General features: G+C 58.4%; 20 protein-coding genes, 1 pseudogene and 1 riboswitch. Of the genes and pseudogenes, 12 read left to right on the forward strand and 9 right to left on the reverse strand.

Features of this window, described 5'->3' with window-relative positions; translation table 11 throughout:
• The 4 genes from SIAM614_RS12545 to amt all read left to right on the forward strand — a co-directional run bounded on the left by SIAM614_RS12545 (position 1) and on the right by amt (position 8248).
• A complete protein-coding gene (locus tag SIAM614_RS12545; protein WP_006934948.1) occupies positions 1–1107 on the forward strand; it encodes an alkene reductase in 1107 nt (368 codons plus the stop codon).
• A 437-nt stretch (positions 1108–1544) separates the two neighbouring features.
• Positions 1545–3389, forward strand: a complete 1845-nt coding sequence (gene ilvD, locus SIAM614_RS12555; RefSeq protein ID WP_040440054.1) for a dihydroxy-acid dehydratase — start codon at positions 1545–1547, stop codon at positions 3387–3389.
• Positions 3390–3609: 220 nt separating this feature from the next.
• A complete protein-coding gene (locus SIAM614_RS12560; protein WP_006934951.1) occupies positions 3610–4701 on the forward strand; it encodes a metal-dependent hydrolase in 1092 nt (363 codons plus the stop codon).
• A 403-nt stretch (positions 4702–5104) separates the two neighbouring features.
• Positions 5105–8248, forward strand: coding sequence for an ammonium transporter (amt, locus tag SIAM614_RS12565; protein WP_040440122.1), 3144 nt, complete (start codon positions 5105–5107; stop codon positions 8246–8248).
• Positions 8249–8257: 9 nt separating this feature from the next.
• On the opposite strand, the gene SIAM614_RS12570 is transcribed toward amt, so the two are convergent.
• The 4 genes from SIAM614_RS12570 to SIAM614_RS12595 form a co-directional block, all read right to left on the reverse strand.
• On the reverse strand, positions 8258–9190 hold the full coding sequence (locus tag SIAM614_RS12570; protein WP_208983973.1) for a hypothetical protein: 933 nt from the start codon (positions 9188–9190) through the stop codon (positions 8258–8260).
• A gap of 643 nt (positions 9191–9833) precedes the next feature.
• Positions 9834–10172, reverse strand: a complete 339-nt coding sequence (locus tag SIAM614_RS12580; protein ID WP_006934960.1) for a hypothetical protein — start codon at positions 10170–10172, stop codon at positions 9834–9836.
• A gap of 306 nt (positions 10173–10478) precedes the next feature.
• Positions 10479–12665 carry an anthranilate synthase component I gene (locus tag SIAM614_RS12590; RefSeq protein ID WP_006934961.1) on the reverse strand — a complete coding sequence of 729 codons (2187 nt, stop codon included), beginning with the start codon at positions 12663–12665 and terminating at the stop codon, positions 10479–10481.
• Positions 12666–12886: 221 nt separating this feature from the next.
• A complete protein-coding gene (locus SIAM614_RS12595) occupies positions 12887–13636 on the reverse strand; it encodes a substrate-binding periplasmic protein (RefSeq protein ID WP_040440057.1) in 750 nt (249 codons plus the stop codon).
• Between the two features lie 523 nt (positions 13637–14159).
• Here SIAM614_RS12595 and sthA point away from each other — a divergent pair.
• The gene (sthA, locus tag SIAM614_RS12600; RefSeq protein WP_006934966.1) at positions 14160–15560 is read left to right on the forward strand and encodes a Si-specific NAD(P)(+) transhydrogenase; all 1401 of its coding nucleotides are present in this window, start codon (positions 14160–14162) and stop codon (positions 15558–15560) included.
• Positions 15561–15653: 93 nt separating this feature from the next.
• On the opposite strand, the gene SIAM614_RS12605 is transcribed toward sthA, so the two are convergent.
• Positions 15654–16418 (reverse strand): FKBP-type peptidyl-prolyl cis-trans isomerase, encoded by a 765-nt coding sequence (locus SIAM614_RS12605; protein WP_006934968.1) that lies wholly within the window; start codon positions 16416–16418, stop codon positions 15654–15656.
• 156 nt (positions 16419–16574) lie between these two features.
• On the reverse strand, positions 16575–17153 hold the full coding sequence (locus SIAM614_RS12610; RefSeq protein WP_081455242.1) for a MarR family winged helix-turn-helix transcriptional regulator: 579 nt from the start codon (positions 17151–17153) through the stop codon (positions 16575–16577).
• Between the two features lie 244 nt (positions 17154–17397).
• On the opposite strand from SIAM614_RS12610, the gene SIAM614_RS12615 reads away from it, so the two are divergent.
• The gene (locus tag SIAM614_RS12615) at positions 17398–18399 is read left to right on the forward strand and encodes a DMT family transporter (RefSeq protein ID WP_006934972.1); all 1002 of its coding nucleotides are present in this window, start codon (positions 17398–17400) and stop codon (positions 18397–18399) included.
• 161 nt (positions 18400–18560) lie between these two features.
• Here SIAM614_RS12615 and SIAM614_RS12620 read toward each other — a convergent pair whose 3' ends face one another.
• Together SIAM614_RS12620 and SIAM614_RS12625 are read right to left on the reverse strand one after the other, a co-directional pair.
• A complete protein-coding gene (locus SIAM614_RS12620) occupies positions 18561–19454 on the reverse strand; it encodes an ROK family protein (protein WP_006934973.1) in 894 nt (297 codons plus the stop codon).
• Positions 19455–19456: 2 nt separating this feature from the next.
• Positions 19457–20114, reverse strand: a pseudogene (locus SIAM614_RS12625) (class II aldolase/adducin family protein).
• Between the two features lie 345 nt (positions 20115–20459).
• Between SIAM614_RS12625 and SIAM614_RS12630 the strand changes: the two are divergent.
• Complete coding sequence (locus tag SIAM614_RS12630) at positions 20460–21221, forward strand: DUF6030 family protein (RefSeq protein WP_157139827.1); 762 nt, start codon at positions 20460–20462, stop codon at positions 21219–21221.
• On the opposite strand, the gene SIAM614_RS12635 is transcribed toward SIAM614_RS12630, so the two are convergent.
• The gene (locus tag SIAM614_RS12635) at positions 21190–22125 is read right to left on the reverse strand and encodes a pirin family protein (protein ID WP_040440125.1); all 936 of its coding nucleotides are present in this window, start codon (positions 22123–22125) and stop codon (positions 21190–21192) included. The genes SIAM614_RS12630 and SIAM614_RS12635 overlap by 32 nt on opposite strands.
• A 146-nt stretch (positions 22126–22271) precedes the next feature.
• Here SIAM614_RS12635 and SIAM614_RS12640 point away from each other — a divergent pair, with 146 nt between their 5' ends.
• The 5 genes from SIAM614_RS12640 to SIAM614_RS12660 all read left to right on the forward strand — a co-directional run bounded on the left by SIAM614_RS12640 (position 22272) and on the right by SIAM614_RS12660 (position 25665).
• Positions 22272–22796 carry a P-loop NTPase family protein gene (locus SIAM614_RS12640; RefSeq protein ID WP_040440126.1) on the forward strand — a complete coding sequence of 175 codons (525 nt, stop codon included), beginning with the start codon at positions 22272–22274 and terminating at the stop codon, positions 22794–22796.
• A gap of 47 nt (positions 22797–22843) precedes the next feature.
• Positions 22844–22964: riboswitch (TPP riboswitch) on the forward strand.
• A gap of 161 nt (positions 22965–23125) precedes the next feature.
• Positions 23126–24103, forward strand: coding sequence for a glycine oxidase ThiO (gene thiO / locus SIAM614_RS12645; protein ID WP_006934981.1), 978 nt, complete (start codon positions 23126–23128; stop codon positions 24101–24103).
• Complete coding sequence (gene thiS, locus SIAM614_RS12650; protein WP_006934982.1) at positions 24087–24284, forward strand: sulfur carrier protein ThiS; 198 nt, start codon at positions 24087–24089, stop codon at positions 24282–24284. Before thiO ends, thiS begins: the two co-directional genes overlap by 17 nt.
• A gap of 5 nt (positions 24285–24289) precedes the next feature.
• Complete coding sequence (locus SIAM614_RS12655) at positions 24290–25063, forward strand: thiazole synthase (protein ID WP_006934983.1); 774 nt, start codon at positions 24290–24292, stop codon at positions 25061–25063.
• Positions 25060–25665 carry a thiamine phosphate synthase gene (locus SIAM614_RS12660; RefSeq protein WP_006934984.1) on the forward strand — a complete coding sequence of 202 codons (606 nt, stop codon included), beginning with the start codon at positions 25060–25062 and terminating at the stop codon, positions 25663–25665. Before SIAM614_RS12655 ends, SIAM614_RS12660 begins: the two co-directional genes overlap by 4 nt.
• The last annotated feature ends 17 nt before the right edge of the window (positions 25666–25682 follow it).

Below are 25682 nucleotides of genomic sequence, written 5' to 3' on the forward strand. Positions count from 1 at the left end.
ATGTCGCAAGCCAAACTGTTTTCACCCGCCAAGGCCGGGGCAATCGAATTGAAGAACCGCGTCGTGATGGCTCCGCTGACCCGTAACCGGGCGCGCCACGAAGACGATGCGCCGCATGACCTGACGGTGAAATACTATGATCAGCGGGCAGGGGCAGGGCTGATCATCACGGAAGCCTCGCAGATTTCGCCGCAGGGCAAAGGGTACGCCTGGACGCCGGGCATTTATTCGGATGCGCAGATCGAAGGCTGGAAGAAAGTCACCGATGCCGTTCATGCCAAGGGTGGCAAGATTGTCATTCAGCTCTGGCACGTCGGCCGGATCTCGCATCCGGTTCTTCAGCCGGGTGGCGCTGATCCCGTGGCACCGTCAGCCATTGCCGCAAAGTCGAAGACCTTCGATGGCGAGCAGTTTGTCGACACACCGACACCGCGTGCGCTGGATGCCAGCGAAATTCCGGGCATTGTCGAGGATTACCGCAAGGCTGCCGAAAACGCGAAGAAAGCGGGCTTCGACGGTGTCGAGGTTCATGCCGCCAATGGCTATCTGATCGACCAATTCCTGCGTGATGGCTCCAACAAGCGTGACGATGCCTACGGCGGATCCATCGAAAACCGGTCCCGTTTCCTCAAGGAAGTCATGGATGCGGTTGTTGATGTCTGGGGCGGTGACCGCGTCGGTGTCCGGCTGAGCCCGTTCTCCCACGCCAACGACGCTTCCGACAGCAATCCGCAGGCGACTTTCTCGCACGCGATCAAACTGCTCAACGGCTACGGCCTTGCCTATCTGCATCTGGTCGAAGGCCAGACCGGTGGTCCGCGCGACATTCCGGAAGGCGGTGACTTGTCCGCACTCTATGCACTCTTCGACGGCGCACACATGGGCAACAATGGCTACGACCGTTCCATGGCAATCGAGGCGGTGGAAACGGGCAAAGTCGATCTTGTCGCATTCGGGCGCCCCTTCATTGCCAATCCGGATCTTGTTGACCGGTTGGAGAAAGACGCCCCGCTGAACAAGCTCGACGCCGATACGCTCTATGGCGGCGCTGAAAAAGGCTACACGGATTATCCGGCGCTGGCCGAAACTTCGGTCGCAGCGGAGTAATCCTGCGGATTTCAGGCCGTCCGACATCCCCCCAATCCGGGGCGGTCTGAAGGATAGCCGGTGCAGGCCTTGGGTCTGCACCGGCTTTCTTTTTTTCATGTCCTCTACGCGTTGCAGGGCTCTGTTTGGCGCGTATTCGAACAGGGGCTTGCCAGAAATCAGATTGCTGCGGCAACATTTGCTAGGGCATTCGATCGGGGGCGGATGGTCCCCAAGGGGCAACTCGCAGGCAATGATGCGGTGTGATTTCTGAGCCGGCGAGGAAGGCGAGTATCAACCGTACCGGAGCGTACTCTTTTTTCCCAATCCGGCCTTTCGTTTGGCAAAAAAACCTGTCAAACCCATATCAGAGCTAAATCGGGCGCGGAAACCTGATCCACTGCGGCAGCACATCGTGCCGGAGGGACAAAGGCCTGCACATGTAGGGAGAAACGACATTGCCCCCGTATCGTTCCAGAACATCCACCCACGGCCGCAACATGGCCGGTGCACGCGGCCTTTGGCGCGCGACCGGCATGAAGGACGATGATTTCGGCAAGCCGATCATCGCGATTGCCAACTCCTTCACGCAGTTTGTGCCTGGGCACGTCCATCTGAAGGATCTCGGCCAACTGGTTGCCCGCGAAGTGGAAAAGGCTGGCGGCGTCGCGAAGGAATTCAACACCATCGCGGTGGATGACGGTATCGCCATGGGCCACGACGGCATGCTGTATTCTCTGCCGTCGCGCGAAGTGATTTCCGATGCCGTCGAATATATGGTCAATGGCCATTGCGCGGATGCGCTCGTCTGCATTTCCAACTGCGACAAGATCACACCAGGCATGCTGAATGCCGCCATGCGGCTCAATATTCCGGTGGTGTTCGTGTCCGGCGGTCCGATGGAAGCGGGCAAGGTGGTACTGGAAAACGGCGTTGCCAAATCGGTCGATCTGATTGACGCGATGATCGCCGCTGCCGACGACCGGATGTCCGACGCCGACGTTCTGACGATGGAGCAGAACGCCTGTCCGACTTGCGGGTCCTGCTCGGGCATGTTCACGGCCAACTCCATGAACTGCCTGACGGAAGCCCTTGGCCTTGCCTTGCCGGGCAACGGCTCGACCCTGGCAACCCATGCGGATCGGGAACGGCTGTTCGTTGAAGCCGGCCACCTGATCGTTGACCTTGCGAAACGCTACTATGAACAGGACGACGAAAGCGTTCTGCCGCGCAACATCGCAAACTTCAAGGCGTTCGAGAACGCCATGAGCCTCGACATCTCCATGGGTGGATCCACCAATACCATCCTGCACCTTCTGGCCGCATCTCACGAAGGCGAAATCGGCTTCACCATCGATGACATCGACCGCCTGTCGAAGAAGGTGCCGGTGCTCTGCAAGGTCGCTCCTGCGGTCGAGAACATCCACATGGAAGATGTTCACCGGGCAGGCGGCATTATGGGCATCCTCGGCGAACTTGACCGGGCAGGGCTGCTCCATACCGATCTTCCGACAGTTCATTCGGCCACGATGAAGGAAGCACTCTCGCGTTGGGATATCCGCCAGACGAACTCGGAGAGCGTGCACAAGTTCTTCAGTGCGGCTCCGGGCGGTGTGCCGACACAGGTTGCCTTCAGCCAGGAGCGCCGCTGGGACGATCTGGACCTTGACCGCAAGACCGGTGTCATCCGAGAGGCGGAACATGCCTACAGCAAGGACGGCGGTCTCGCCGTGCTGTACGGCAATATCGCCGAAGATGGCTGCGTGGTGAAAACCGCCGGCGTCGACGAGAGCATTCTGAAATTCTCCGGCCCGGCGCGTATCTTCGAAAGCCAGGACAGTGCCGTCTCGGCGATCCTGACCAACAAGGTCAAGGAAGGCGATGTGGTGCTGATCCGGTACGAAGGTCCGCGTGGCGGTCCGGGCATGCAGGAAATGCTCTATCCCACCAGCTACCTGAAATCCAAGGGCCTCGGCAAAGCCTGTGCGCTGATCACCGATGGCCGTTTCTCGGGTGGTTCGTCGGGCCTCTCCATTGGCCACATTTCGCCGGAAGCTGCCGAAGGCGGCGCTATCGGGCTGGTTGAGGAAGGCGATCCTATCGTGATCGATATTCCAAACCGCGTTCTGAAAGTGGACCTGCCGGATTCAGTCTTTGCCGAGCGCCGCGCCGCAATGGAAGCAAAGGGCGATCAGGCCTGGAAACCGGTCGAAGTCCGCAAGCGCAAGGTTTCAACGGCCCTGCGCGCCTATGCGAAGCTGACCACCAGTGCCTCCAAAGGGGCCTTCCGGGTGGTCGACTGACCGCCAGGCAGTCTGACGCTTCGATAAGAGACACTGCAACGCCCCGCGCCCGAAAGGACGCGGGGCGTTCTTTTTATCGCGATGGCGGGAGGGGAAGATTGCCAGCGTCCGGTGAAGGCTGATGGGCATTCAGGCAATCAATTCGGTCCGAACCCTTGCCAACCGGTGACCTCCGCCGCACATAACCCGCTTACCTTCCGGTTCAGGACCAAGGCATTATATGGATTCTCTTACCCAGTTCGTTCTCGGCGCCGCCGTCTCTACGGCGCTCCTCGGCAAAAAGCTTGGCCCCAGAAAGGCAGCCCTTGTCGGCGGAGTGCTCGGAACTTTGCCGGATCTTGATGTCCTGATCCCCTATGACGACCCGGTCGACAGCTTCGTCTTCCATCGCGGCTGGACGCATTCGGTCTTCGTGCATGCATTTGCAGCGCCGCTGCTGGGCGAGGGGCTGGTAAGGCTGTTCAAAGGCTTGAGGGATTGTCGCTGGCTGACCTGGCTGACTGTCTTTTTGTGTCTCGCGACCCATGCCGGCATCGATGCGATGACTGTCTACGGCACACGTCTGTTCTGGCCCTTTTATCCAGACCCAGTGGGCGTCGGATCGGTTTTCATCATTGATCCGCTCTACACCTTGCCTCTTCTGGCCGTCGTGATATGGGCCCTGTTTAAGGGAACATGGACGCGGCGTCTTCAGACCTTCACTGTGGCGGTACTCGCCGTTTCGACAGGTTATCTGGGCCTGAGTGTCGTTCTTCAGCGTCATGTCGAGCAGCAGGCGCGTGAAATTTTCAGGCAGGAAGGCATTGTTCCGGACGAGGTCTTTGCGATTGCCGCACCGTTCAACATTCTTCTCTGGAAGGTCATCGGTCTTCAGGAAGGTCGATACGACAATCTCTACATCTCTCTTCTGGACGGCGTAAAGGCTCCCGAAATCTACCCCCATCCGAGGCACCCGGAACTCGTTGCCTGTGTTGAAGAGACGGAGGCCTTCCGGAAATTGCAGTGGTTCAGTCGCGGCTATTACCGGGCTGAACAGGAGAACGACAAGATCGTCATCTCTGACCTGCGCATGGGCATGACCCCGAATTATGCTTTCCGCTTCGCGATTGCCGATGTTCAGGATCAAGGCATCCGGGCGATGTCTCCGGTCAGAGTGACAAGTGAGCAGAGAGTAAATCCGGAAGACTGGGCCTGGCTGACGTCCCGGGTGATGGGGGAACTGGCGATCCGGCGAGCGGAAGCTGCAATTGCAGGTGTCGGTGAGCCAATTCGCGGACAGTCCTGCGCGCTGACGGACGCATCTTCCGGCTAGCACAGGAAAATCGGTTTTACCCATCATGCCGTTGCTCGACGGCACGATGGCCGGATAACTGCCGGGTTTGGCCGAATTTTCGCTGATTTTACAGATTGTTAGTTGCTTCAATTTTGAGCATTGTTCCCTTAGGGAAGAAGGTTGCTGTCTGGGTGTGTTTCAGCCGGATGGGCTCGATTTATTAAATGATTACAATTGTTTGAGTTCAGAATTGAATTGTGGGTTGATTGCCATCGGTTGCTGAAGAAATGAGCATCCTTTTTTCGTAAAATTACATGACAAAATTAGCAATACAGAATTAACCTCTCGGCGAAATCATGCCTTTGTTTTCGAAAAGCGGGGCAAATACATCATGAGCCGGGCGGCATACATAAGATCCGTTTTTTGCGGTGCCGGTATTCTGATGACTGGGCCGGCAATGGCGGCGCAGGCAATCGACCTGGCTTCGTTTCAGAAGAGCCTCGATATGGTCTGGGTGCTGTTCGCAGCCGGACTGGTGCTGCTGATGCAGGTTGGGTTCATGTTGCTTGAGGCAGGCCTGGTCCGGTCCAAGAACTCCATCAACGTTGCCCAGAAAAACCTCCTCGACCTCGCTGTTTCCGTTCTGATTTTTGCCGTGTTCGGTTTTTCGCTCGCCTTCGGTGCCGGCGGAAGCTGGTTTGCTGGGTTCGATCCTCGGCTGTTCGGTCTCTCGGACCTTGATCCATGGGGCCTGACCATCTTTGCATTCCAGGTCATGTTCTGCGGGACAGCGGCAACAATCATTTCCGGGGCGGTGGCCGAACGCATGCGTCTGTCGGCCTACATCTGGTGTTCAGTGCTGACCGCTGGTCTCATTTACCCGATCTTTGCCCACTGGGCCTGGGGCGGAGCCCTGTTTTCCGATGCAAAGGCTATGCTTGCCAATATCGGGTTTGTCGACTTTGCAGGGTCGACGGTGGTGCATGGCACCGGCGCATGGATCGCTCTTGCCGCCTGCGTGATCCTGGGGCCGAGATCCGGCCGGTTCGGGGCGGACGGACGCGCCTATCGTATCCAGGGCCACAGCTCGGTTCTGGCAACTTCCGGGGCGTTGATCCTGTTTGTCGGCTGGCTGGGCTTCAACGGCGGGTCCACGCTGGCAGCGTCCTGGCATGTGCCGATGATACTGGCCAACACCGTGATTGCCGCCGCCGCGGGCACGGGAGCCGGGTATTTTCTGGGGCGCCAGAGGGACAAGGTCATTCTGCCGGAAAACTCGATTTCGGGCCTGTTGGGAGGCCTTGTCGCGGTGACTGCAGGCTGCCATGTGCTGACCCCTGTTGGCGCGCTTTTTATTGGCGCTGCCGGCGGTGCCATTGCCATCTTCGGAGCGGTCTTTCTGGAACGCACTCTGAAGATAGACGATCCTGTCGGCGCGATAAGCGTTCATGGATTTGCAGGTGTTGCCGGCACGCTGGGGCTTGCGTTGCTCGCTCCGGCGGAAGAGTTGCCTCTTGGGGCTCATCTGCCGCAATTCCTGGTCCAGCTCACCGGTGCGCTCGCTTGCTTTGTCTGGAGTTTCGGGGCCGGTTGGGTCGTGCTGTCCGTGCTGAACAGGCTGCAGCCGATCCGGCTTGATGCCGCCAGTGAAGATCTGGGTCTTAACGAAGCCGAACATGGCACCAGGCTCGGTATCGGCCATGTGGAAGACGCTCTCGACCGCTTGATTGCCGGCAAGGCCGACCTTTCCATGAGACTGGAAGTTGCCAAGGGTGATGATTCAGAACGTTTGACCCGTCTCTTCAACGCGCTCATGGACACTGTTCAGAACGAGGAGCAGGCTCACAACCGCGCAGCCGACGCCAAACGCACGCGCGAAGAGGCCGAACGTCTTTCAGCCCTGGCCAATGCAACCTTCGATGCCATCGTTATCTCGGTCGACGGCCGCATTCTGGATGGCAACAAGACCTTCGAGGATCTTATCGGCTATCAGATCGATGAGCTGGAGATGCGCGGCCTTTACGAGTTTGTCGACAACGAACTGGCAGGCACGCTTGAAGACCATCTGGTCAAGGCCGAGAAGGAGCCGCGTGAGGTCACTCTGATCAACCGTTCCGGCGAGCGGGTACCGGTCGAAATCCGCACCCGGGTGATTTCCTATCGCGGCGTTCCGACCCGCGTGTCTGCCCTGGTCGATCTGCGGGAGCGGAAAAAAGCCGAAGCCCAGATCCTGCATCTGGCGCAACACGACCCTCTGACGGATCTTCCCAATCGCGCCGTCTTCAACGCGGAGCTGAAAAAAGCCATAGGCAAATGCAAACAGCACGGGCTCTCCGCCGCCCTGCTGATCATTGATCTGGACCGCTTCAAGGATATCAACGATCTTCACGGCCATCCGGTTGGCGATGTCGTCATCAGGGTCACGGCCGATCGCTTGCGCCAGGCGTGCCGGCATGGCGATACCGTGTCACGCCTTGGCGGCGACGAATTCGCGATCATCCAGAACGGCGTTCAGTTCGCCAATCAGGCTGAGGATATGGCCATGCGTCTGGTCAAGTCTCTGTCTGAACCGATAGATTGCGGTCACGGGCTCATTCTCAAGCCGGGTGCCAGTATCGGCGTTGCGCTGATGACCGGTTATGACGCCGAGGACCAGGTCATTTCCAACGCTGATATCGCGCTCTACAACGCCAAGAATGGTGGACGGCACACCTATTGTGTCTTCCTACCCGGTATGGGCGATGAAGTCCGCCAACGCAGGGCGTTGGAAAAGGATATGAATACGGCGCTTTCCGAAGGCGAATTCGAACTGTTTTTCCAGCCGCGCATGTGTCTGGCCACCGCGCGGATCGTCAGCTACGAGGCGCTGATCCGCTGGAACCATCCGGACCGTGGCCTTGTCAGTCCGGGCGAGTTTATTTCGGTCGCGGAAACCTCCGGTCAGATCGTACCGATCGGGAAGTATGTCCTGGCCGAAGCTTTGCGGATAGCCGCGAAGACGATCACCAGCGCCAGCATCAGCATCAATGTCAGCCCCGTCCAGTTCCGGGATCGGGATTTCGTCGATGATGTGCGCAGAGCGATCGAGACGTCCGGCGTTCCGGCAGAGCGGATTGAATTGGAAATCACGGAAAACACGCTCATCGAGGATGATGCCCGGGCATTGGCCGTGCTGAAACGTCTTAAGGAAATCGGGGTAAAGATTGCCCTGGACGACTTCGGTGTTGGCTATTCGTCGCTGAGCTATCTGAGCCGCTTTCCTTTCGATTGCATCAAGATCGACCGGTCCTTCGTTTCAGAGGCGCAGCACAATTACGGCTCGCTCGCAATCATCGAAACGGTGGTCAGGCTCGGCAAGGCCCTCAAGATGCGCGTCGTTGCGGAAGGGGTGGAGGACACCGAGAAGCTCTGCCTGGTGGCACAGCGCGGATGTCACGAGGCCCAGGGCTATCTGATCGGCATGCCTGCACCGGCAGCCAAACGTGTGCAAATGATTTCAAAGGACGTGAGCGAGGCGCTGGACCGATTGAATTTCGGTGGGCAGCAGACCTTCGATGCTGCCCATCAGACGACTTTGGCGAGTTGACCGGAGAATTCAGTTCACACCGGATTCGGTCAGTGGAAGCAGCAAGGTCTGGCTCAGCAACGCAGCAGGATCATGGATTTCCGGCACCTGCGTACAATCGGGGTGCGGATCGGTTGTCTCGCCGCGCTTTTCGTTCAATTCCGCACAGATGGGGATAGCCGCTTGCCGCGTTCCGTTTACGGCCGTGCTCATGACGTCCTGCAACGTTCCTTCATCGGAGTGCAGCGCCGCTGCGAGATGCTTTGCGAACAGCGAGATCGTGCGGTCTGCGGAATAATTGGCCGCCTGACCCGGGCCGGAAGAAACCACCAGGGCTTCCGGTCTGTTCTTGTCGTCGACCGAATGATGTTCCAGAAGGCCAAGGTCGAGTGCCTGAGGGTTGTTGGTATCCAGAATGACAATGACCTCGCCGGCAGGGATGGCATGGATAAGGGCCGCAAAAGCAGAGGCGGACATCCAGGTGCCGTCTCCGATTGCCTGGAGCGTCGTTTCGGGTTTGGCATTTGCCCAAAGTTCCAGGGCGTAGGTGGTCGCACCATCGCTGTCGGTCGGGTCAACTACCCCCAACGGCAAATTGGCATAGATGATCAGCCGGTCTTTACTGCCGAGCTTGTTGGCCAGTTCTGTTGCCTTGAGTTTGAGCGCAGCCGCGCTCGCGCCCTCGTTGACAAGCATGTGTTGCCGCTCCGGTCCCACGTCCAGTCTTGGGGCCAGCGTCGTCATGACCTTGTCGACACTGTAACGGCAGATCTCGACCGATTGGGGGTTCCAGGGCGGGCAGGTTCCAAGACCGAGAATATGGTTTTTCAGCGATACGCCTTCGTCAGCGGCCAAAGGCCCGCATAACGGCACCATCAGAAACCCGGCCACCATCATGAAGCGCCGTGCGATACCCCGCAACGAGGGGCTTCGTGTCCTGGCCTCTGGTGCACTTCCGGCCATTATGTCTCCCTAAAACCTGTATTGACAGGAATAGCGTTTTACTTTCCAACAATGAAGGGCGAATAAATTTGCCTGCGTATATCCATAGAACTCTGTTGTAATCCGTTAATCAACTTTCTTCTGGTCACGCAGTCTTCAACACACGCCAAAGCTTACGAACGAAAGGTGCTGACAATCAATTTCCGGTGAGAATTGACGTTGCGTAATATTTATTTTCAGTTGCTGAGTTGTTTAAGGCGCTCGACCACTTGATGGGTGTCGACTGGCGCTGGGGTGGTGTCGGCCTTGCCGATGGCGCTCACCATTCGGATCATGTCGGGAAGAATATCGCAGACTTACCGCCCGCTTCGGCAACGACTGCGAGGCGCGCTGCGGCCGATTTTATGTCCCTGGCGGCGTCTCGCATCATCCGTGTGTTGTCGGCAGCCTTGATAATTCGATAAATCCAAAAGGCATCATCGGCTGATATGCCCAGACTTGAAAACAGAATATGCAAAAGAAATATCCAAGATATATCAGAGTCAGCTTCGCCTTAGAGTGCGGGAGAGTTCGTTAGAAAATTGGGGAGGAGTGCGAGCGGCTGGAGCGTCACTAAGGCAAAAAAAGCCGCGCCTGAAAGGCGCGACTGTTTTTCACCGCTCGCTTAGGAGTCGTTACCGTCGGTGGTGTCCATAAGCGGCTGGTTGGTTGCCTGGTTGCCGTCAAGGTCCATCTTGGTCGAGGCATGGTTTTCAGCATCGCCCGTGACCTGTTGTTCAGCCGTCAGCGGCTTGTCGCCGTCAAGGTCGCCAACCATGTCCTTGGTGCCATCAACCGGAGCTTCTACTGCAGCTTCGACATTTGCACCGGGACATTCAGTAATCGGCTTGTCACCGCTGCCGTCGCTACCGCACGGATCGTCCGCCTGGGCGAAGCCAACCATTGCCGTGGAGGCGATGAATGCACTCATGAGGGGAACAATCGTCTTCTTAAGGGTAAGCATTGGTTTTCTCCTTTGCGTTATCTGACAATGACACCGGCGAGACCCTGAAGTTCGGTCTGTGCCGTCGTGGCATTCGGGGAGAAAATGCGAGGACGTTCGGATTGGTTCCGGATTTTTTGGTCACGAAATTTTCAGCGCGAACTCGCAAAAAATCAGGAACAAAACAGGGAGTTTACCATCGCGCACGCGTGGGGAAATCCTGTTGAAAAACAAGACATTGATTGGGAAAAATGAAACGGCGCCATCAGTGGCGCCGTCCGGAAATTCAACGTCCAGGAATGGCGGAGTTTGCCCGCCGTTCACCGCTCAGGAGGCTGCTGTGGCCTGCTGGATTTTTGCCGAGACAAGACGGCTGACCACGTTTTCGATAATCTTGTGGCCCGCGTCCTGATCCAGCGACATGATCGATTCCGGGTGGAATTGCACCGCGGCAATTGCTTCCTTTTTGTGTTCGATCGCCATCACGATACCGTCCTCGGTTTCCGCCGTAATGCGAATGTCCACCGGTACGGTGTCCCGCTTCGCATGAAGCGAATGGTAACGGCCGACGATCACGGGCGCGTTGAGGCCTTCAAACAGGATGGAATTTCCTGAAACGGAAATTGGCGAGGGTTTGCCATGCATCGGTATGTCGAGCTGGCCAAGCTCCGCACCGAAGTATTCGGAAAGCGCCTGCAGCCCGAGGCAGACACCGAAGATAGGCAGGGCCCGCGCCCGCGCCCGTCCGATGGTGGCAGCGCAGTCGAAGTCCTTGGGGTTGCCCGGGCCCGGTGACAGCACCACCAGATCCGGATTGACGTCGTGGAACACATGGTCCGCCACGGGTGTCCGATAGGTGACAACCTCGGCGCCGGTCTGGCGGAAGTAGTTGGCGAGCGTATGCACGAAACTGTCTTCGTGGTCGACCAGCAGGATCTTGAGGCCTCGGCCAGGTTTGTGGTCCTCGCGTTTTTCCTGTGCTTTTACCGCAAGACCAGCCTCGCGAACGGCAGCCCGCATGGCTTCCGCCTTCAGTTCGGTTTCGGCTTCTTCGTCTTCCGGAACACTGTCGTAGAGCAGGGTTGCGCCAGCACGGATCTGGGCCATGCCGTCCTTGATGCGGACGGTGCGCAATGTCAGACCGGTGTTCATGTCGCCATTGAAGAGCACTGCTCCAATGGCGCCGCCATACCAGGCACGGGGAGATTTTTCATGGTCCTCGATGAACTGCATCGCCCAGCGTTTGGGCGCGCCGGTCACGGTGACCGCCCATGTGTGCGACAGGAATGCGTCCAGTGCGTCCATGTCCTCACGCAGGATGCCCTCGATGTGGTCCACCGTATGGATCAACCGGGAATACATCTCGATCTGCCGGCGCCCGATAACGCGGACCGAACCGGGCACACAGACGCGGCTCTTGTCGTTCCGGTCGACATCCGAACACATGGTCAGTTCCGCTTCGTCCTTGGCCGAATTCAAAAGCTTGCGGATCTGCGCTTCGTCTTCAATCGCGTTCTTGCCACGCCGGATCGTGCCGGAAATCGGGCAGGTTTCCACCCGGCGACCACCGGTTACCCGCACATACATTTCCGGCGAAGCGCCGACGAGATATTCCTGATTGCCGAGATTGAAGAAGAAAGAATAGGGGGAAGGGTTGATCTGGGCGAGGCGCCGCGAAACGGCTGACGGAGGATTGGCGCATGGCTCGTAGAAGGTCTGGCCCGGCACGGTCTCGAACAGGTCGCCCCGGCGGAAATAGTCCTTGGCCTTCTCGACAAGCTTTGCATATTCGCCGGGCTCATGATCGCCGCGGCCCGGATCCCGGTTCGCCGGGGTATACTGTTGACTGGACCCTGTCCGCTCCATGCCTTTCGTGGTCCGGCCGCCAACAACAAAATCATATTCCAGAACGTAAGCGCGCTTGCCGTGGTGATCGACGATCAGAATTTCGTCAGGCAGAAACAGCACGACGTCGCGCTGGTCGTTCGGCCGGTCGAGCTTCTGCTCGATAGGTTCGAACTGAAAGGCAACATCATAGCCGAAAGCACCATAGAGGCCGAGCTGGTCATCGCCGCAGGCAAACATGTCCTTCAGGGCGCGAATAATCGAGAAGGTCGACGGCTGGCGTGAGCGTTCTTCCTCGTTGAACAACCGCTCGGGCCGCTTGACCGTCAGGTCGATCCTGGCGGCGTCGGCTTCGAAGGTTTCCACATCGGCGCATTTTTTCAACACGTCTGCAATCGCCGGCAGCAACAAACCGCCACGATCGTTCAACGCACGGATTTCGACATGTCTGTCTTTGGCTTCCAGCACCAGAGGCGGGTTTACCAGCGCCATGTCCCAGCGCGTATAACGGCCGGGATATTCATAGGAGGAGGAAAGCACCGCACCCAGTTCGGCATCCAGCCGGTCGATCCACTCAGACGTTCCGGTTTCGTAGTCGGAAGGGCGCGATGTGCGCAGGATGGTTATCCCGCAGTCGGTTTCATAGGTCTGGTCTGCCAGCACCGGCATGTTTCTGGTCCCGTTCTGGTGGCTGCCTTTGCGACGGCCTTATAAAGAACCAAGGCCGCCAGCGGTGTCCCGCGGCGGCCTTGGTTGGATACTCGATCCCTTCAGAGCATGACTGATCGCTGGCCGCCTATATCGCGCCGCGCCACCACCAAGCTGCTTTCAGGTTCATGTTCATGGCATGAGGGATAGATTATACGGATCTGTATGGCAACGAAAAAAGCTTACCGTGCGTTCTGTCCGCTTTTCCAGTGCGGGGCTGGTTGTCCGTCTTTCAATCCGTGCTGCAGCCACTCGTCCCAGGTTGCTTCGATCCTGTGATAGGTTCCATCTTCGCGTATGGCGTTCAGCCCGCGGTCGAGGAGCGCGGCCACCGATTGCGACCGCTCGGGTGTGTTCTTTGAAAAAGACACGAAGAGACCGAGCCTGGCGAGCTCATGAATGGCTACCGGCGGCGGGGAGATGAAGTTCTGGCTGTTGCTGATGTGAAACGCGGCGACCTTCTCGTAAACCACGGCGTAGTCCGTGCGTCCCTTCGCCGTCAGCGCGAGCGTTTGCAGATCTGAATCCACTTCCACCTTCATAATCGTCTCATCTGCGTCGAAGGCGTCGGTATAGGTGTACCCCCTGACCACAGAAAAGGTCTTGTTCTTGAAGAAGTCGGGATGAAATTCCGTCGTGTTTTCGGGGTGGCTGTAGATCAGAACCTTTCCATAAAAAAGCGGTGTCTGATGGAAAATGTAGTTCCGCCGGTTTTCATCCGACCCGGTGGTGTTGAAGCATCCGAGCTGCCGGCCCTGGGTCACTTCCCGAACGCATCTGTTATAGGGCATGACATTGAGAGTGACGGAGCAACCTTCTGCGCTGAAAGCCGCGTTGACCAGGTCCACGGCAAATCCGCGAAGCTCTTCCTGGTAGAGGCCAGCGTAAGGAAAAAAGGAATCTTCCACCGCAATGACGATGTCTTCGCTCAACGCGCATTTCGCGGACTGGTCTGCATTTGCGGCCCCGGTCGCCAATAACAGGGGCGAGCTGCAAGTTACAAGCGCAACGGGCAAACTCAAGGAAAGCCTCGCAAGCAACGCCTTTGCCTGGCAAGCTGTCCGTGAAGTCGAAGAACCCATCTCGGTGGCCGATCCTTTCTGTGTTTGGATACCAGTTCACTCCTGGCTGTCGGGCGGGTGTCTCAGTTTAACGTAGCGATCTCAAACATTGGCTTTGTAAAAGACCGTGCCATAAGACGATGCATGGAGGTGCAACGACTGAGAATCTCATAGACGATCAGTATACAGACGAGTTGCAGCGTTTGTCTTGCACCATTGTTACAAGTTGCAATCACCAGCGCGTATCCACCAAAGCTTCCGGTATGCCTGCATTTTCCGCTTGCCTCCTTGACCCTCACGCCAAGATGCTGTTTTTGCAGTGCAGCGATTTTGTAAGGTGCCTCCGGCCGGACGGAGGCCAAAAGGCTGACAGAAAACTGGCAGTGAGGGGCATATGGAACACTACCAACTGGTTGTGATCGGCAGCGGGCCGGCCGGACGCAGGGCGGCAATTCAGGCGGCAAAGTTCGGCTATAACGTTCTGGTGGTGGAGCGCGGACGACGGGTTGGCGGCGTATCCGTCCACACCGGCACCATTCCTTCCAAGACGCTGCGTGAAACCGTGTTGAACCTGACAGGGTGGCGTGAGCGCGGCTTTTACGGCCGCTCGTACCGGGTGAAGGAAGACCTTACGGCAGCGGACCTGCGTGCGCGCCTGCACATCACCCTCAATCATGAAGTCGAGGTTCTTGAACATCAGTTTGCCCGCAACAAGGTCGATACGATCCGGGGCGAGGCGAAATTCATCGAACCGCACAAGATCGAGGTGGAGGGGGATGCCGGGGACCTTCATCACATTACCTCGGACAAGTTCATCATTGCCGTTGGCACCAAACCCTTCCGTCCCGGCTATGTGCCTTTCGACGGAGAATTCGTTCTCGACAGTGACGAGATCCTGGAGCTGACCGAGCTGCCCCGGTCGATCGCCGTCATAGGGGCAGGTGTCATCGGGGTCGAATACGCTTCCATCTTCTCCGCGCTTGATGTGCATGTCACGCTGGTCGAGCCGCGCGATACCATGCTCGACTTTCTGGACAAGGAACTCGTTGCGGACTTCACGCACCAACTGCGTGACCGGGGGATTGCGCTGCGGTTCGGAGCGAAGGTCGAGAAGATCGAAAAACACGGGCCCGCGGATTGTGAAATCACGCTGGAGGGCGGCCGTTGCATCCGGTCGAACGTCATTCTGTTCGCGGCAGGGCGCATGGGAGCGACGCCGAACCTGAACCTGCAAAGTTGCGGACTGGAAGTCGATCACCGCGGCCGTCTGAAGGTCGATCCGATGACGTTCCAGACCGACGTGCCGCACATCTTCGCGGCTGGCGATGTCATCGGCTTTCCAAGCCTTGCCTCGACGTCGATGGAGCAGGGGCGCATAGCAGCCTGCCACGCGTTAGGCGAGAAAGCCTACGATCCGCCGGAGTATTTTCCCTATGGCATCTATGCGGTGCCTGAAATTTCGACTGTCGGCATGACCGAGGAAGAGATCAAGAACCGCGGTATTCCATACGAATGCGGCGTCGCCCGTTTCCGGGAAACGTCGCGCGGCCACATCATGGGGCTCGATACCGGCATGCTGAAGATGATCTTTTCCCTCAAGACGCGCCGGCTTCTGGGATGCCACATCGTCGGGGAAGGGGCGACGGAACTTGTGCACATCGGACAGGCGGTTCTCAATCTGCGCGGCACGCTGGAGTATTTCGTGGAAAATACCTTCAATTACCCGACGCTGGCTGAAGCTTACAAGATCGCCGCGCTCGACGCCTGGAACCGCATGCCGCCGCTGGAGCATTGAACCAGCGGCTTGCTGCGTCACGTGGCTAGCTCATGAGACTTTCCGGCTTGAAGCTGCCTGGCGGACGGGCTGGAATTCGAGGGCCAACGGCGCTCAGCAGAGCCAGCAATTCTCCGGCAGGCTTGCCTGGGTGACTTCGCCGCCATCTTCGATCCAGTGGGCAATTCCCTTTTCGACATTGACGACGTTGGTAAAGCCTGCCTGACCGGCCAGATACTCCGACAGGGCCTGGCTGCGCCGACCGGTCTGACAGAGAAACACGACTTCATCGGATGGGCCGGAAATCAGTTTCTGCAACTCGCTACCGAAGGCAGGGTTCACCTGGCCGCTGTCGTTGAAGAACGTGACCAGGTGACTGCCTGGAATGACACCGGTTTGCTTCCATTCATCAGGGCGCCGGATATCGATGACAGTGACACCCGAGGCGAGCTTTGCCTTGAGAGTGCCATTGTCGATATCCGAGAATTTCTTCGCCTTGACCTCAAGCAGTTCGATTTCGAATTTCAAGGTGGCATCGGGTGGAATGACCCCACCTGCGCCTTGTGATCCGTAAGCCATGTCCGGTGGAATGATCAGCTCGCGTTTGCCGCCGACCTGCATTCCCTCCACGCCTTTTTCCCAGCCGGGAATAACGCGCCGTTCCCCAAGTGTGAACGAAAACGGAGTGCCGCGGTCGACACTGGAATCGAACTTCGTTCCATCCATCAGCCAGCCGGTGTAATGCACCACCACCGTTTCGCCGACATTCGCTTCTTCGCCAGTCCCTTTTTCAATATCGCGGATCTGCAGCTCTTCTTGGGCCTGTGCCGGCAGAATGAAGAGCAGGACGGCGAGAAAGCGCGTAACCCATTTGAGCATGATGTGTCGTCCCGGTGTGTTGTTCGGTCGAAGAATTGGACATCCGGTGGAGAAAAACAATCCGGATCGTGTTCACAGTGACGCCAAGTCACAAGCCTTGCCGCGTTCCGGTGGCCGCCGGACGTGAAACCAGTCCGGTTCAGGCGCTTCGCCGGGTCAGGATTTTCCCAGGGGATCGTTGACGGAGCGAATGAGCTTTTCCAGAAGATCCGACAAGTGCCGCTGTTCTTCCTCAGTTAATCCGCTGACGGCCCTCTGCTGCGTCTCGATGTAGTCGGGCATCTGATCCTTGATAAGTTTCAATCCTTTTTCAGTCAGGCACACACTCAGCGCCCGTCTGTCGTCCGGGTGCGGGCAGCGCTCCACGAGGCCTGCCTTTTCCAGCTTGTCCACACGCGCCGTCATGCCACCCGAACTCATCATCGTTGTCCGGTACAATTCCGTCGGCGTGAGCTTGTAGGGCGGGCCTGACCGCACGAGCGTTGCCAGAACGTCGAACTCACCCGTCTTCAGTCCGATTTCCGCATAGGCAGGTGCAAGATAGTCGCGCGCCAGCACCTGCGCGGCTTCGTTCAATCGCCCAAGCAGAACCATTGGCGAAAGCTGTTCTGCAATCTCGGGTATTTCCTTTTGCCATTGCCTGCGCGCCCGCTCCGCACGGTCAATGAGCAAGTCTTCCGGATCGCCGAACAGGTGATCGGATGGCTTCAAAGGGTGACTCGACCGGGTGGTCATTGCCGGAAACTCCAGATGATTTTATGCCAGACGAAACGCTGCTTCGTGAGACTGTGTGAGGAAGCATAAATAACTGACATATCGACTGTTTTTTCGTTCCAAATAGTGTCGGGTTTGAGTGGGAGTGTCAACCGCCATCAAGAATCTTTACATCAAGTATCTTGAAATCAAGATAAAATAAGTTATCTGTACCCCAAACGAGGCTGCATCGTGTGGCCGAAGATGAGTGAGGAAGGACAGTCCGATGGCGGACACAACCAGACCGGGAGCCTCCGCAGGTGCGGCCTCCCTTCAGCAACAGGCAGCGCTTTCCGGCGTCCGGCGCGGAAGTCCGTTGGATCAGCCCCTGGTGCTGTTATTGATTGTCGGCGGCTTTCTTGCCATCTCGACTGTGATTGCAAAAGCTGCACCGATGACCGGCTGGCATCCTTTGGCGCTGTTGCAATGGTCCATCCTGGGCGGTGCAGCGGGTTTGTTCGCCATCACCAGGATCAAGGCCAGGGGAAGCATGGCCGGGGTCGGGAGTTCGAGTGTTAGCCGCGGGAAATTTGCCCTTTATCTGCTGATCAGTGGTCTTCTGTTCATCGGCCCGAACATGATTGCGGTCGTTTCTGCACCGAAGGTTGGCGCAGGTTTCGTCTCCCTGAGCTACGCCTTTCCGCTGGTTCTGACCTATGGCTTCGCCGTCTTGTTGCGCATTGAAAAATTTCAGGTATTGCGCGGGGTCGGCGTTCTGTTCGGTCTCGCCGGTGGTGTGCTGCTGGCTGCCTCGGGGCGACAGCTCTCCGTCGAAGCATCCTGGTGGGCGATGGTGGCCTTGTCGATCCCGGTGTTCCTGGCTTTCGGCAATATCTATCGCACGCTGAAGTGGCCTGCAGGCGCGCGTCCGGTCGATCTTGCCCTTGGCATGATGCTGGTCGGGTTCCTGGCGCTGGGGCTTTTCACCGCGATCGCCGGTATTCCGGTCACACCGGTTGCCTGGACGGCAGAAGCGACCGGTCTGCTGATAGCGCAAATCGCCATCTTCGCATTCCAGTACGGGCTTTATTTTCGCCTGCAGCACACTGCCGGCCCGGTTTATCTCAGCCAGATCGGCTCTGTTGCTGCTGTGATCGGCCTTGGTCTCGGATATCTGGCCTTCGGTGAAGTTCCGAACCTTCCGAAACTGGCGGCTGTTGCTGCTGTTGGGGCAGGGATTGTGCTCGTCAGCAAAGGGCGCGCAAGCGGCCTCAAAAAGACGAACTGAACATGCCGCAGCTTGAAGACCGGTCCGGCAGCGGACAGCCGGACCGGTTTCAAAAGTTTGCGGTAAGCCGACACGGCCCTGGAATGAGGCCCATGCCCGCGGCGCGGTTCACGGGGAGAGCCGGATCGGTCAAATTATCAAGCAGGCTCCCATGGAAGGCGTTACCCCCAGAGCCAGGCCGCTCCCCGCACGCCCGAGCTGTCGCCATGCATGGCCTTGCGGATCGGTGTTTCGTAGGTATCGGAGAAGATGTAAGGCTCCATTGCCGCAGGAAGGTCTGCATAAAGCTCATCGATATTCGACATGCCGCCACCCAGAACGAAAACATCCGGGTCGAGAAGATTTGCAGACATGGCAAGCGCACGGGCAAGGCGGCTGACATAGGCTTCATAGACGGCGGTTGCCACCGTATCGCCGGAGCGCTTCAGCGCCATGATCTCGTGACCCTTCAGCAGCGTTCCGGTCCTGTCCTTGTAATCGAGCTGGAAGCCGGTTCCCGAGCACCAGCGGTCGATGGCACCCTTGTGGCCGATCCAGCTATCCGGGCCGGGATATTCCTCCGGCTTCAGCCACGGAACGGTGATAGCGCCCCATTCACCGCCGATGCCATTGGCGCCGAGGTGAGCCTTTGCGTCGATGGCAATGCCTGAACCGCTGCCTGTGCCGATGATGATGGCGTGTACGATGTGAGCTCCAGCGCCGGCACCATCGGTCGCTTCCGAGACAGCAAGGCAGTTGGCATCGTTCTGGATGCGAACCGGGCGGCCGAGGACCCTTTGCAGGTCCTTGTCCAGGGGCTTGCCGTTCATCCAGGTGGAGTTGGCGTTCTTGACGAGGCCTGTCTTGGGCGACAGCGACCCTGGAATGCCGAGACCGAGCGTTCCCGTCTGGCCGGTTGCCTGCTCGGCTGCCTCTACCAGAAAGCGGACGGCCTCCAGACACCCTTCATAGTCGTCTCTGGGTGTGTCGACCCGTTGCCGGAACAATTCCTCGCCCTCGTTGGAAAGAGCGATGATTTCGATCTTGGTCCCACCCCAGTCAATTCCCAGCCGCATTTTCACTCCACCCGTCTTGGCAGTTCGAAGGCAGCCGTCTGGCCGTCTTCAAGTTCGCTTGTCTGTTTCCCGTAGGTTTTGAACTTTTTCAAGATTGCGCTCATTTCATCGGCGTCCAGTATCACGGGGTCGCCGAGTGTCAGAGCCGACAAATACTGATCCGCCAGATCTTCCACGCCTTCTGCCACCGAAAGTGCCTTTCGCAATGTTGTGCCTCCGGCGATCTGTCCGTGGTTCGCAAGCAGACAGGCGTTCCTGTCTCCAAGGGCTGCGATCATCGCCTCGGACAGATCGCCGGTGGCAAGACAGGGCAGTTGCGCGCGGACTGTGACAATGGACCACCGCGCCGCAGTCAGGTTTTGCCAGATAGAAGTCGAGATGCATACGCCATTCGGAAGACGGCAGCGTCTCACCGCGATAGCCGCCGTCCCAGTCCAGCGGAACGATCATGTCTTCGGTCAGATTTTCATAAGGAGTACCCGACGGCGTCACCAAAAAACCGGATTCGGTGCGTGCACTGACATTTCCAGAAGTGCCTTTCGTCAGTCCGAGACGCGGCAAGGCGCGGGCGGTCTCGATAATCGCGCGGCGCAGCCCCGGCGTATCGTCTGGAAAGGTGGGCATTCGGGGCCTCTTTGGGTCTGGTTCGGCCGCAAGCATATCGTTTTACAGCGCGGCCGTGAAAGCGGCGCTTAGATGACAGGTATCCGGTTGCCTTTTCAAGGTATTGGTTTGATATATCCCGAGCCTTCGACCAGACGGTGAAGGATCGCGGTGTTAAGGGACTGAATGGCGGGTTTCGCAGACAAGCTCAGGCATTTGTTTGGATCGGCTGCAATGTCGGCAGACCGGACGGGTCGGGGCGGGCAATCCAGACAAAGGCCCGGACTGCGTTCCAAAGGGCCGCGCTGGGCTGAGCCGGACAGGGAAACGCTGCCTGACGGAGGCAAGCCCAACAATCCCGGGCTGCCGCCACGCGTTGCCAGGTCCAGGAGCCGTGCTCAGGTGACGCCATATTACATCTGGGGAACGCTGGCACTGCTGGCAGCAGGGTTTGCCGTTGGGGGGCTGTTCCTGCACCTTGTTCAACAGCGAGGGGAAGACAGCGTCGTCTCATCACCCCTGATGCCGGACCCGCTATCGTCCTTGCAGCCTCCAGCGAGGGACGTGCTGCTGGCCCCGGAGCCGGAACTTGCGGCCGAACTGAAGCGCAGCTTTCTGGGTAGGCCAGATCAACTGTGTGACGAGTTGCGCTCGCTGGGCCTCGGAAATCCCGGGTGGCGCCGAGCGCCCTTCAGTGCGGACCGCTGGCAATGTGCCTCCGATCTTGTGCCCCTGACCACGCCGAGCGTCGACTATGGCTCGACAACACTCTTCTTCCTGCTGCGCGGCCCTTCGGAAAACCGCATCGACTATCTGCGGCTGAAACTGGTGGTGGAAGATCCGCGCCAGATGCAGATCGGGCTCGATGCGGTCTGGCTGGTGATTGACGCCCTGGCCCTGCGTTACGGCTGGACAGTGCCGGAAGTCTTCCGAGAGGCTGTTTCCGGCTTCAGGCAACTGGAAACGAACCACAGGGGTGTGCGCATGTCGGTAGCGCCGGAAGATCCCAAGCTGACGGGGGATCCGCTGGCAAGCCAGCGGCTCAATATCATTCTGGACTTTGGCGAGCCGGACCTGATCCGGCCCGCCGACCGGTTTGAAAAGGCGCCGCCTCTTGAAAGCGGCTGGAGCGTCAAGGCCCCGAACGCTCCGGCAGGGGAATGAATTCCTCCGCGTCGCCGGGAACCGTATCGAACCGTCCGAGCCGCCAGTCTTCCTTGGCCTGCTCGATGCGTTCCTTTGATGAAGACACGAAGTTCCACCAGATATAACGCCGACCATCCATCGGTTCTCCGCCAAGCACCACAAAACGCGCGGGCAGGGGCGAGGTGTTTTCAATCACCAGATGATCGCCCGGCTTGAACACCAGAAGCTGGGCCGGATCGAAACTCTGGCCTGCGATGGTGATCTGGCCCGAGACGGTGTAAAGGCCGCGCTCTTCCCACCCGGCATCCAGCGGGATCTTCGCTCCCGGTTCCAGCGAGATATCCGCATAGAACATATCGGAGGCTGTCTTCACGGGAGCCTTGTGACCATAAAGGTCGCCGGCAATGAGTTTGACTGAAGCGCCCTTGTCGGAAAACTCCGGCTGTTGCTCAGTGCCGTGATGCTGGAAGGTCGGGTCGGTCTCTTCCAGATGTTTGGGCAGGGCAACCCAGCTCTGTAGGCCGAACAGGGGCCGCTTTTCCTGCAATCGTTCCGGACGTTCACGTTCTGAATGCACAATGCCCTTGCCCGCGCTCATCCAGTTCAGGGCACCGGGTGCAATCGCGATCTCCGTTCCGAGGCTGTCACGATGATACATCTCGCCTTCAAAGAGATAGGTTACGGTCGCCAGACCGATATGGGGATGCGGGCGCACGTCGATGCCGCCGCCAACCAGCAACTCGGCCGGTCCCATCTGGTCGAAGAAGATGAACGGACCAACCATCCGCCGTCTGGCAGACGGCAGAGCGCGCCTTACCGAAAATCCACCGAGATCGGACGTCCGCGGAACGATGATCGTTTCGATCGGGTCACAGCTTGCAGCATTTCCCGGCACGGGATCGGGGCAATTCAACCAGCTCATCTGCCTCTCCATCACAGAATAGTTCGTCTTGCAGGTTAGATAGGCACCGAGAAGCTGTAGTGTCCATTGAACAGTCTGTTTCGGGTTTTCATCCCCTGCGGAATCTGTATAACGACCGGCCCTTCCTTGCTTTTGTTTGGTGCGACATGAAACGCGTGATGATCGTTGGCGGCCCGGGCTCGGGCAAAAGCACGCTTGCCGTCGCCCTTGGGTGGAAAACCGGTCTACCCGTCTACCATATGGACAAGATCCACTACCGCTCCGGTTGGAACGAACGGACGCGGGAAGAGAAAGACCGGATGACGCATGAGGTCCATCTGAAGGAGGCGTGGATCTTCGAAGGTGGTCATTCAAGCACCTATGCGGAGCGAGTTGAACGTGCTGACACTTTCATCTGGCTCGACGTTCCGGTCCTGCACCGCATCTTTCGGGTGCTGAAACGGTCGGTGAAATACCACGGGCAGAGCCGGCCGGATCTGGCGGAAGGCTGTCCGGAGCAGTTCAACTGGCAGACCGTTGAATTCCTGAGGTTCATATGGCGAACCAGACACTCGGCCAGAGCCAAGCTGGATCGCATCTACTGTGATCCCCCGGAGCATCTGACTGTCTATCGTTTCCGGACCCTTGCGGAGATCAACGACTTTCTGGCGGCCTGTCAGGAACGAGACTGAAGATCTATCCTGTCTCTTGACAGTCGCACTTAACGAGCGGCACAACAGGGGCTCACCCGGGGTGCCTCGACAAGAGGCTGAGATACTGCTGGCGCGTTTGCGCAGTGCAGGGACCCGACGAACCTGATCCAGGTCATGCTGGCGAAGGGAAGGTGTTCTCGGCCAAGTGCAATTGCCACTGCAATGCGCCACCCCGGCCACCTTTCCAAGCCGAATGTCCGAAATGCGGGACCTTTTCCGGTCCTTGCGGAGATCCGTTGAATGCAAGCGGTCTACAAGACATTCCGCGATGTCGAACGACTGAAGCCCTCCTTGGCAGGAGAGACGGGATGAAGGTTGGTGTCAAAGGGGCAGGTGTCGCCGGTCTGGCTCTGGCATATGAGCTTGTCTCGCGCGGTGTGCAGGTCGAGCTGCTGGAAAAACACAAGGGGCTTAGCGCCAGTGCCTCCTGGCTCGCAGGCGGCATGCTGGCGCCCTGGTGTGAGCGGGAAAGTGCCGAGGAAGATGTTCTGCGGCTCGGCCAAACGTCCATTGGCTGGTGGAGCAAGGTCCTGCCGGGGCAGGTCCGGCACAATGGCACACTGGTTGTTGCCGCGCCGCGCGATACCGGCGAATTAAGTCGCTTTGTTTCTCGAACCAGCGGCTTTACCTGGCTCGACGCTGATGCGCTGGGCGCACTCGAGCCGGACCTTGAAGGCCGATTTGCAAAGGGGCTCCATTTTGCCGGGGAAGCCCATCTCGATCCCCGGCAAGCCCTCACGGCATTGCAGGCAAAGCTGTCTGAAAGCGGTGCCAGGATAAAATTCGAGGCGAAGCAATTCACCGCGGCGACCGATCTTGTCGCCGATTGTACCGGCATGGCCTCGCAGGATACGCAGTTGCGGCCCGTACGCGGTGAAATGCTGATCCTCCACGCGCCGGATGTCTCCCTTTCTCGGCCGGTGCGTTTTCTGCACCCGCGCATCCCGGTCTATGTCGTGCCTCGTGACAACGGCGTCTTCATGGTCGGGGCGACCATGATCGAAAGCGGCGATCGGGGAGCGGTCAGTGTTCGGTCGACCATGGAGCTGCTCAACGCCGCCTACAGTCTCCACCCGGGATTTGCCGAGGCAAAGATCATCGAAACCGGGGCGGGCCTGCGTCCGGCCTATCCCGACAATCTTCCTCGCCTCACGTTTTCCGGCAACACGTTGTCGATGAACGGCTTTTACCGGCACGGCTTTCTGCTCGCTCCGCATTTTGCCATGGAGGCGGCACACAGGATCGTGAAACATCTTCAGGAGAAGACCCTTGAAGCTAACCATTAACGGCGAACCTCAGGAGGTTGCCAGCGCGACGCTGGCTGCCCTTCTGGATGAACTGGCCTATGACCATGAGTTCCTGGCCACGGCGCGCAACGGCGAACTCGTGTGCGCCGAAGAACGGAGCGCTTGCGTCCTTGAGGCGGGCGACCGGATTGAGATCCTGTCACCAATGCAGGGAGGCTGACGAGCATGTTTGAGGTTTACGGTGAAACCGTCGCATCGCGTTTTCTGCTGGGGACGGCGCAGTATCCATCACCTCAGATCCTGGCGGATGCGGTGAAAGCATCGGGTGCCGACATTCTGACCGTGTCTCTCCGGCGTGAAACGGCAGGAAGTGGCAGTGGTGGCCGGTTCTGGGACCTGATCCGGGAAATGAACGTCAAGGTGCTGCCCAACACTGCCGGATGTCATTCGGTGAAGGAAGCGGTTACGACCGCGCGGATGGCGCGGGACCTTTTTGGAACCGACTGGATCAAACTGGAAGTGATCGGTCATCACGACAGCCTGCAGCCGGATGTCTTCGGCCTTGTGGAGGCGGCACGCATCTTGAGCGATGACGGCTTCAAGGTGTTTCCCTATACGACGGACGATATTGTCGTCGGTGAACGGCTGCTTGAGGCGGGCTGCCAGGTGTTGATGCCCTGGTGCGCGCCGATCGGTTCCGCAAAGGGGCCGGTCAATCCGGATGCCCTTCGTGCTTACCGCAGTCATTTCAGCGGTGTTCCTCTTGTCGTGGATGCCGGCCTTGGCCGACCGTCTCACGCGGCCGCTGTTCTAGAACTCGGTTTCGATGCGGTGCTGTTGAATACGGCTGTCGCAAAGGCCGGTGATCCTGTCGCCATGGCAAGGTCATTTGCGATGGCAATCGAGGCCGGTCGACTGGCCTATGAAGCCCAACCCCTGGAACCCCGTGACATGGCGGTTCCTTCTACCCCGGTTCTCGGAATGGCGGTGTTTGAATGAAACTCGATCCCTTTTATCCCATCGTTGACAGTTCCGACTGGATCGAACGGCTGGTGCCGCTTGGGATCAAACTGGTTCAACTGCGGATCAAGGACACAAGCGATGATATCCTGCGCAAGGAAATCGCAGCTTCCAGAAGCGTTTGCGTGAAACACGGTTGCCATCTTGTCGTCAACGACTATTGGCAGCTCGCAATCGAAGAGGGGTGCGATTTTGTCCACCTTGGTCAGGAAGACCTTGCCGAGGCCGACGTTGCAGCCATTCGCAAGGCAGGTTTGAAGCTTGGTGTGTCGACCCACGACGGCGAAGAACTGCAAACAGCTCTTTCTACCGAGCCCGATTATGTCGCGCTCGGGCCCGTCTATCCGACGATCCTGAAAGAGCTCAAATGGGCTCCGCAAGGTGTTGAAAAGATCGGCCGCTGGAGGCAACAGATTGGCAGCCTTCCTCTGGTGGCCATTGGTGGCCTCAACCCGGAGCGTCTGCCTGGTGTGTTCGAAAACGGCGCGGATATCGCAGCCGTCGCAACTGACATCACGCGCAATGCCGATCCGGAAGCGCGCACGAGGGAATGGATTGAGGCGACGCAGCGCTGGCGGTAGCGGGCCCGCTTTCCGGC

This window comes from Roseibium aggregatum IAM 12614, assembly GCF_000168975.1.
Taxonomy (GTDB): domain Bacteria; phylum Pseudomonadota; class Alphaproteobacteria; order Rhizobiales; family Stappiaceae; genus Roseibium; species Roseibium aggregatum.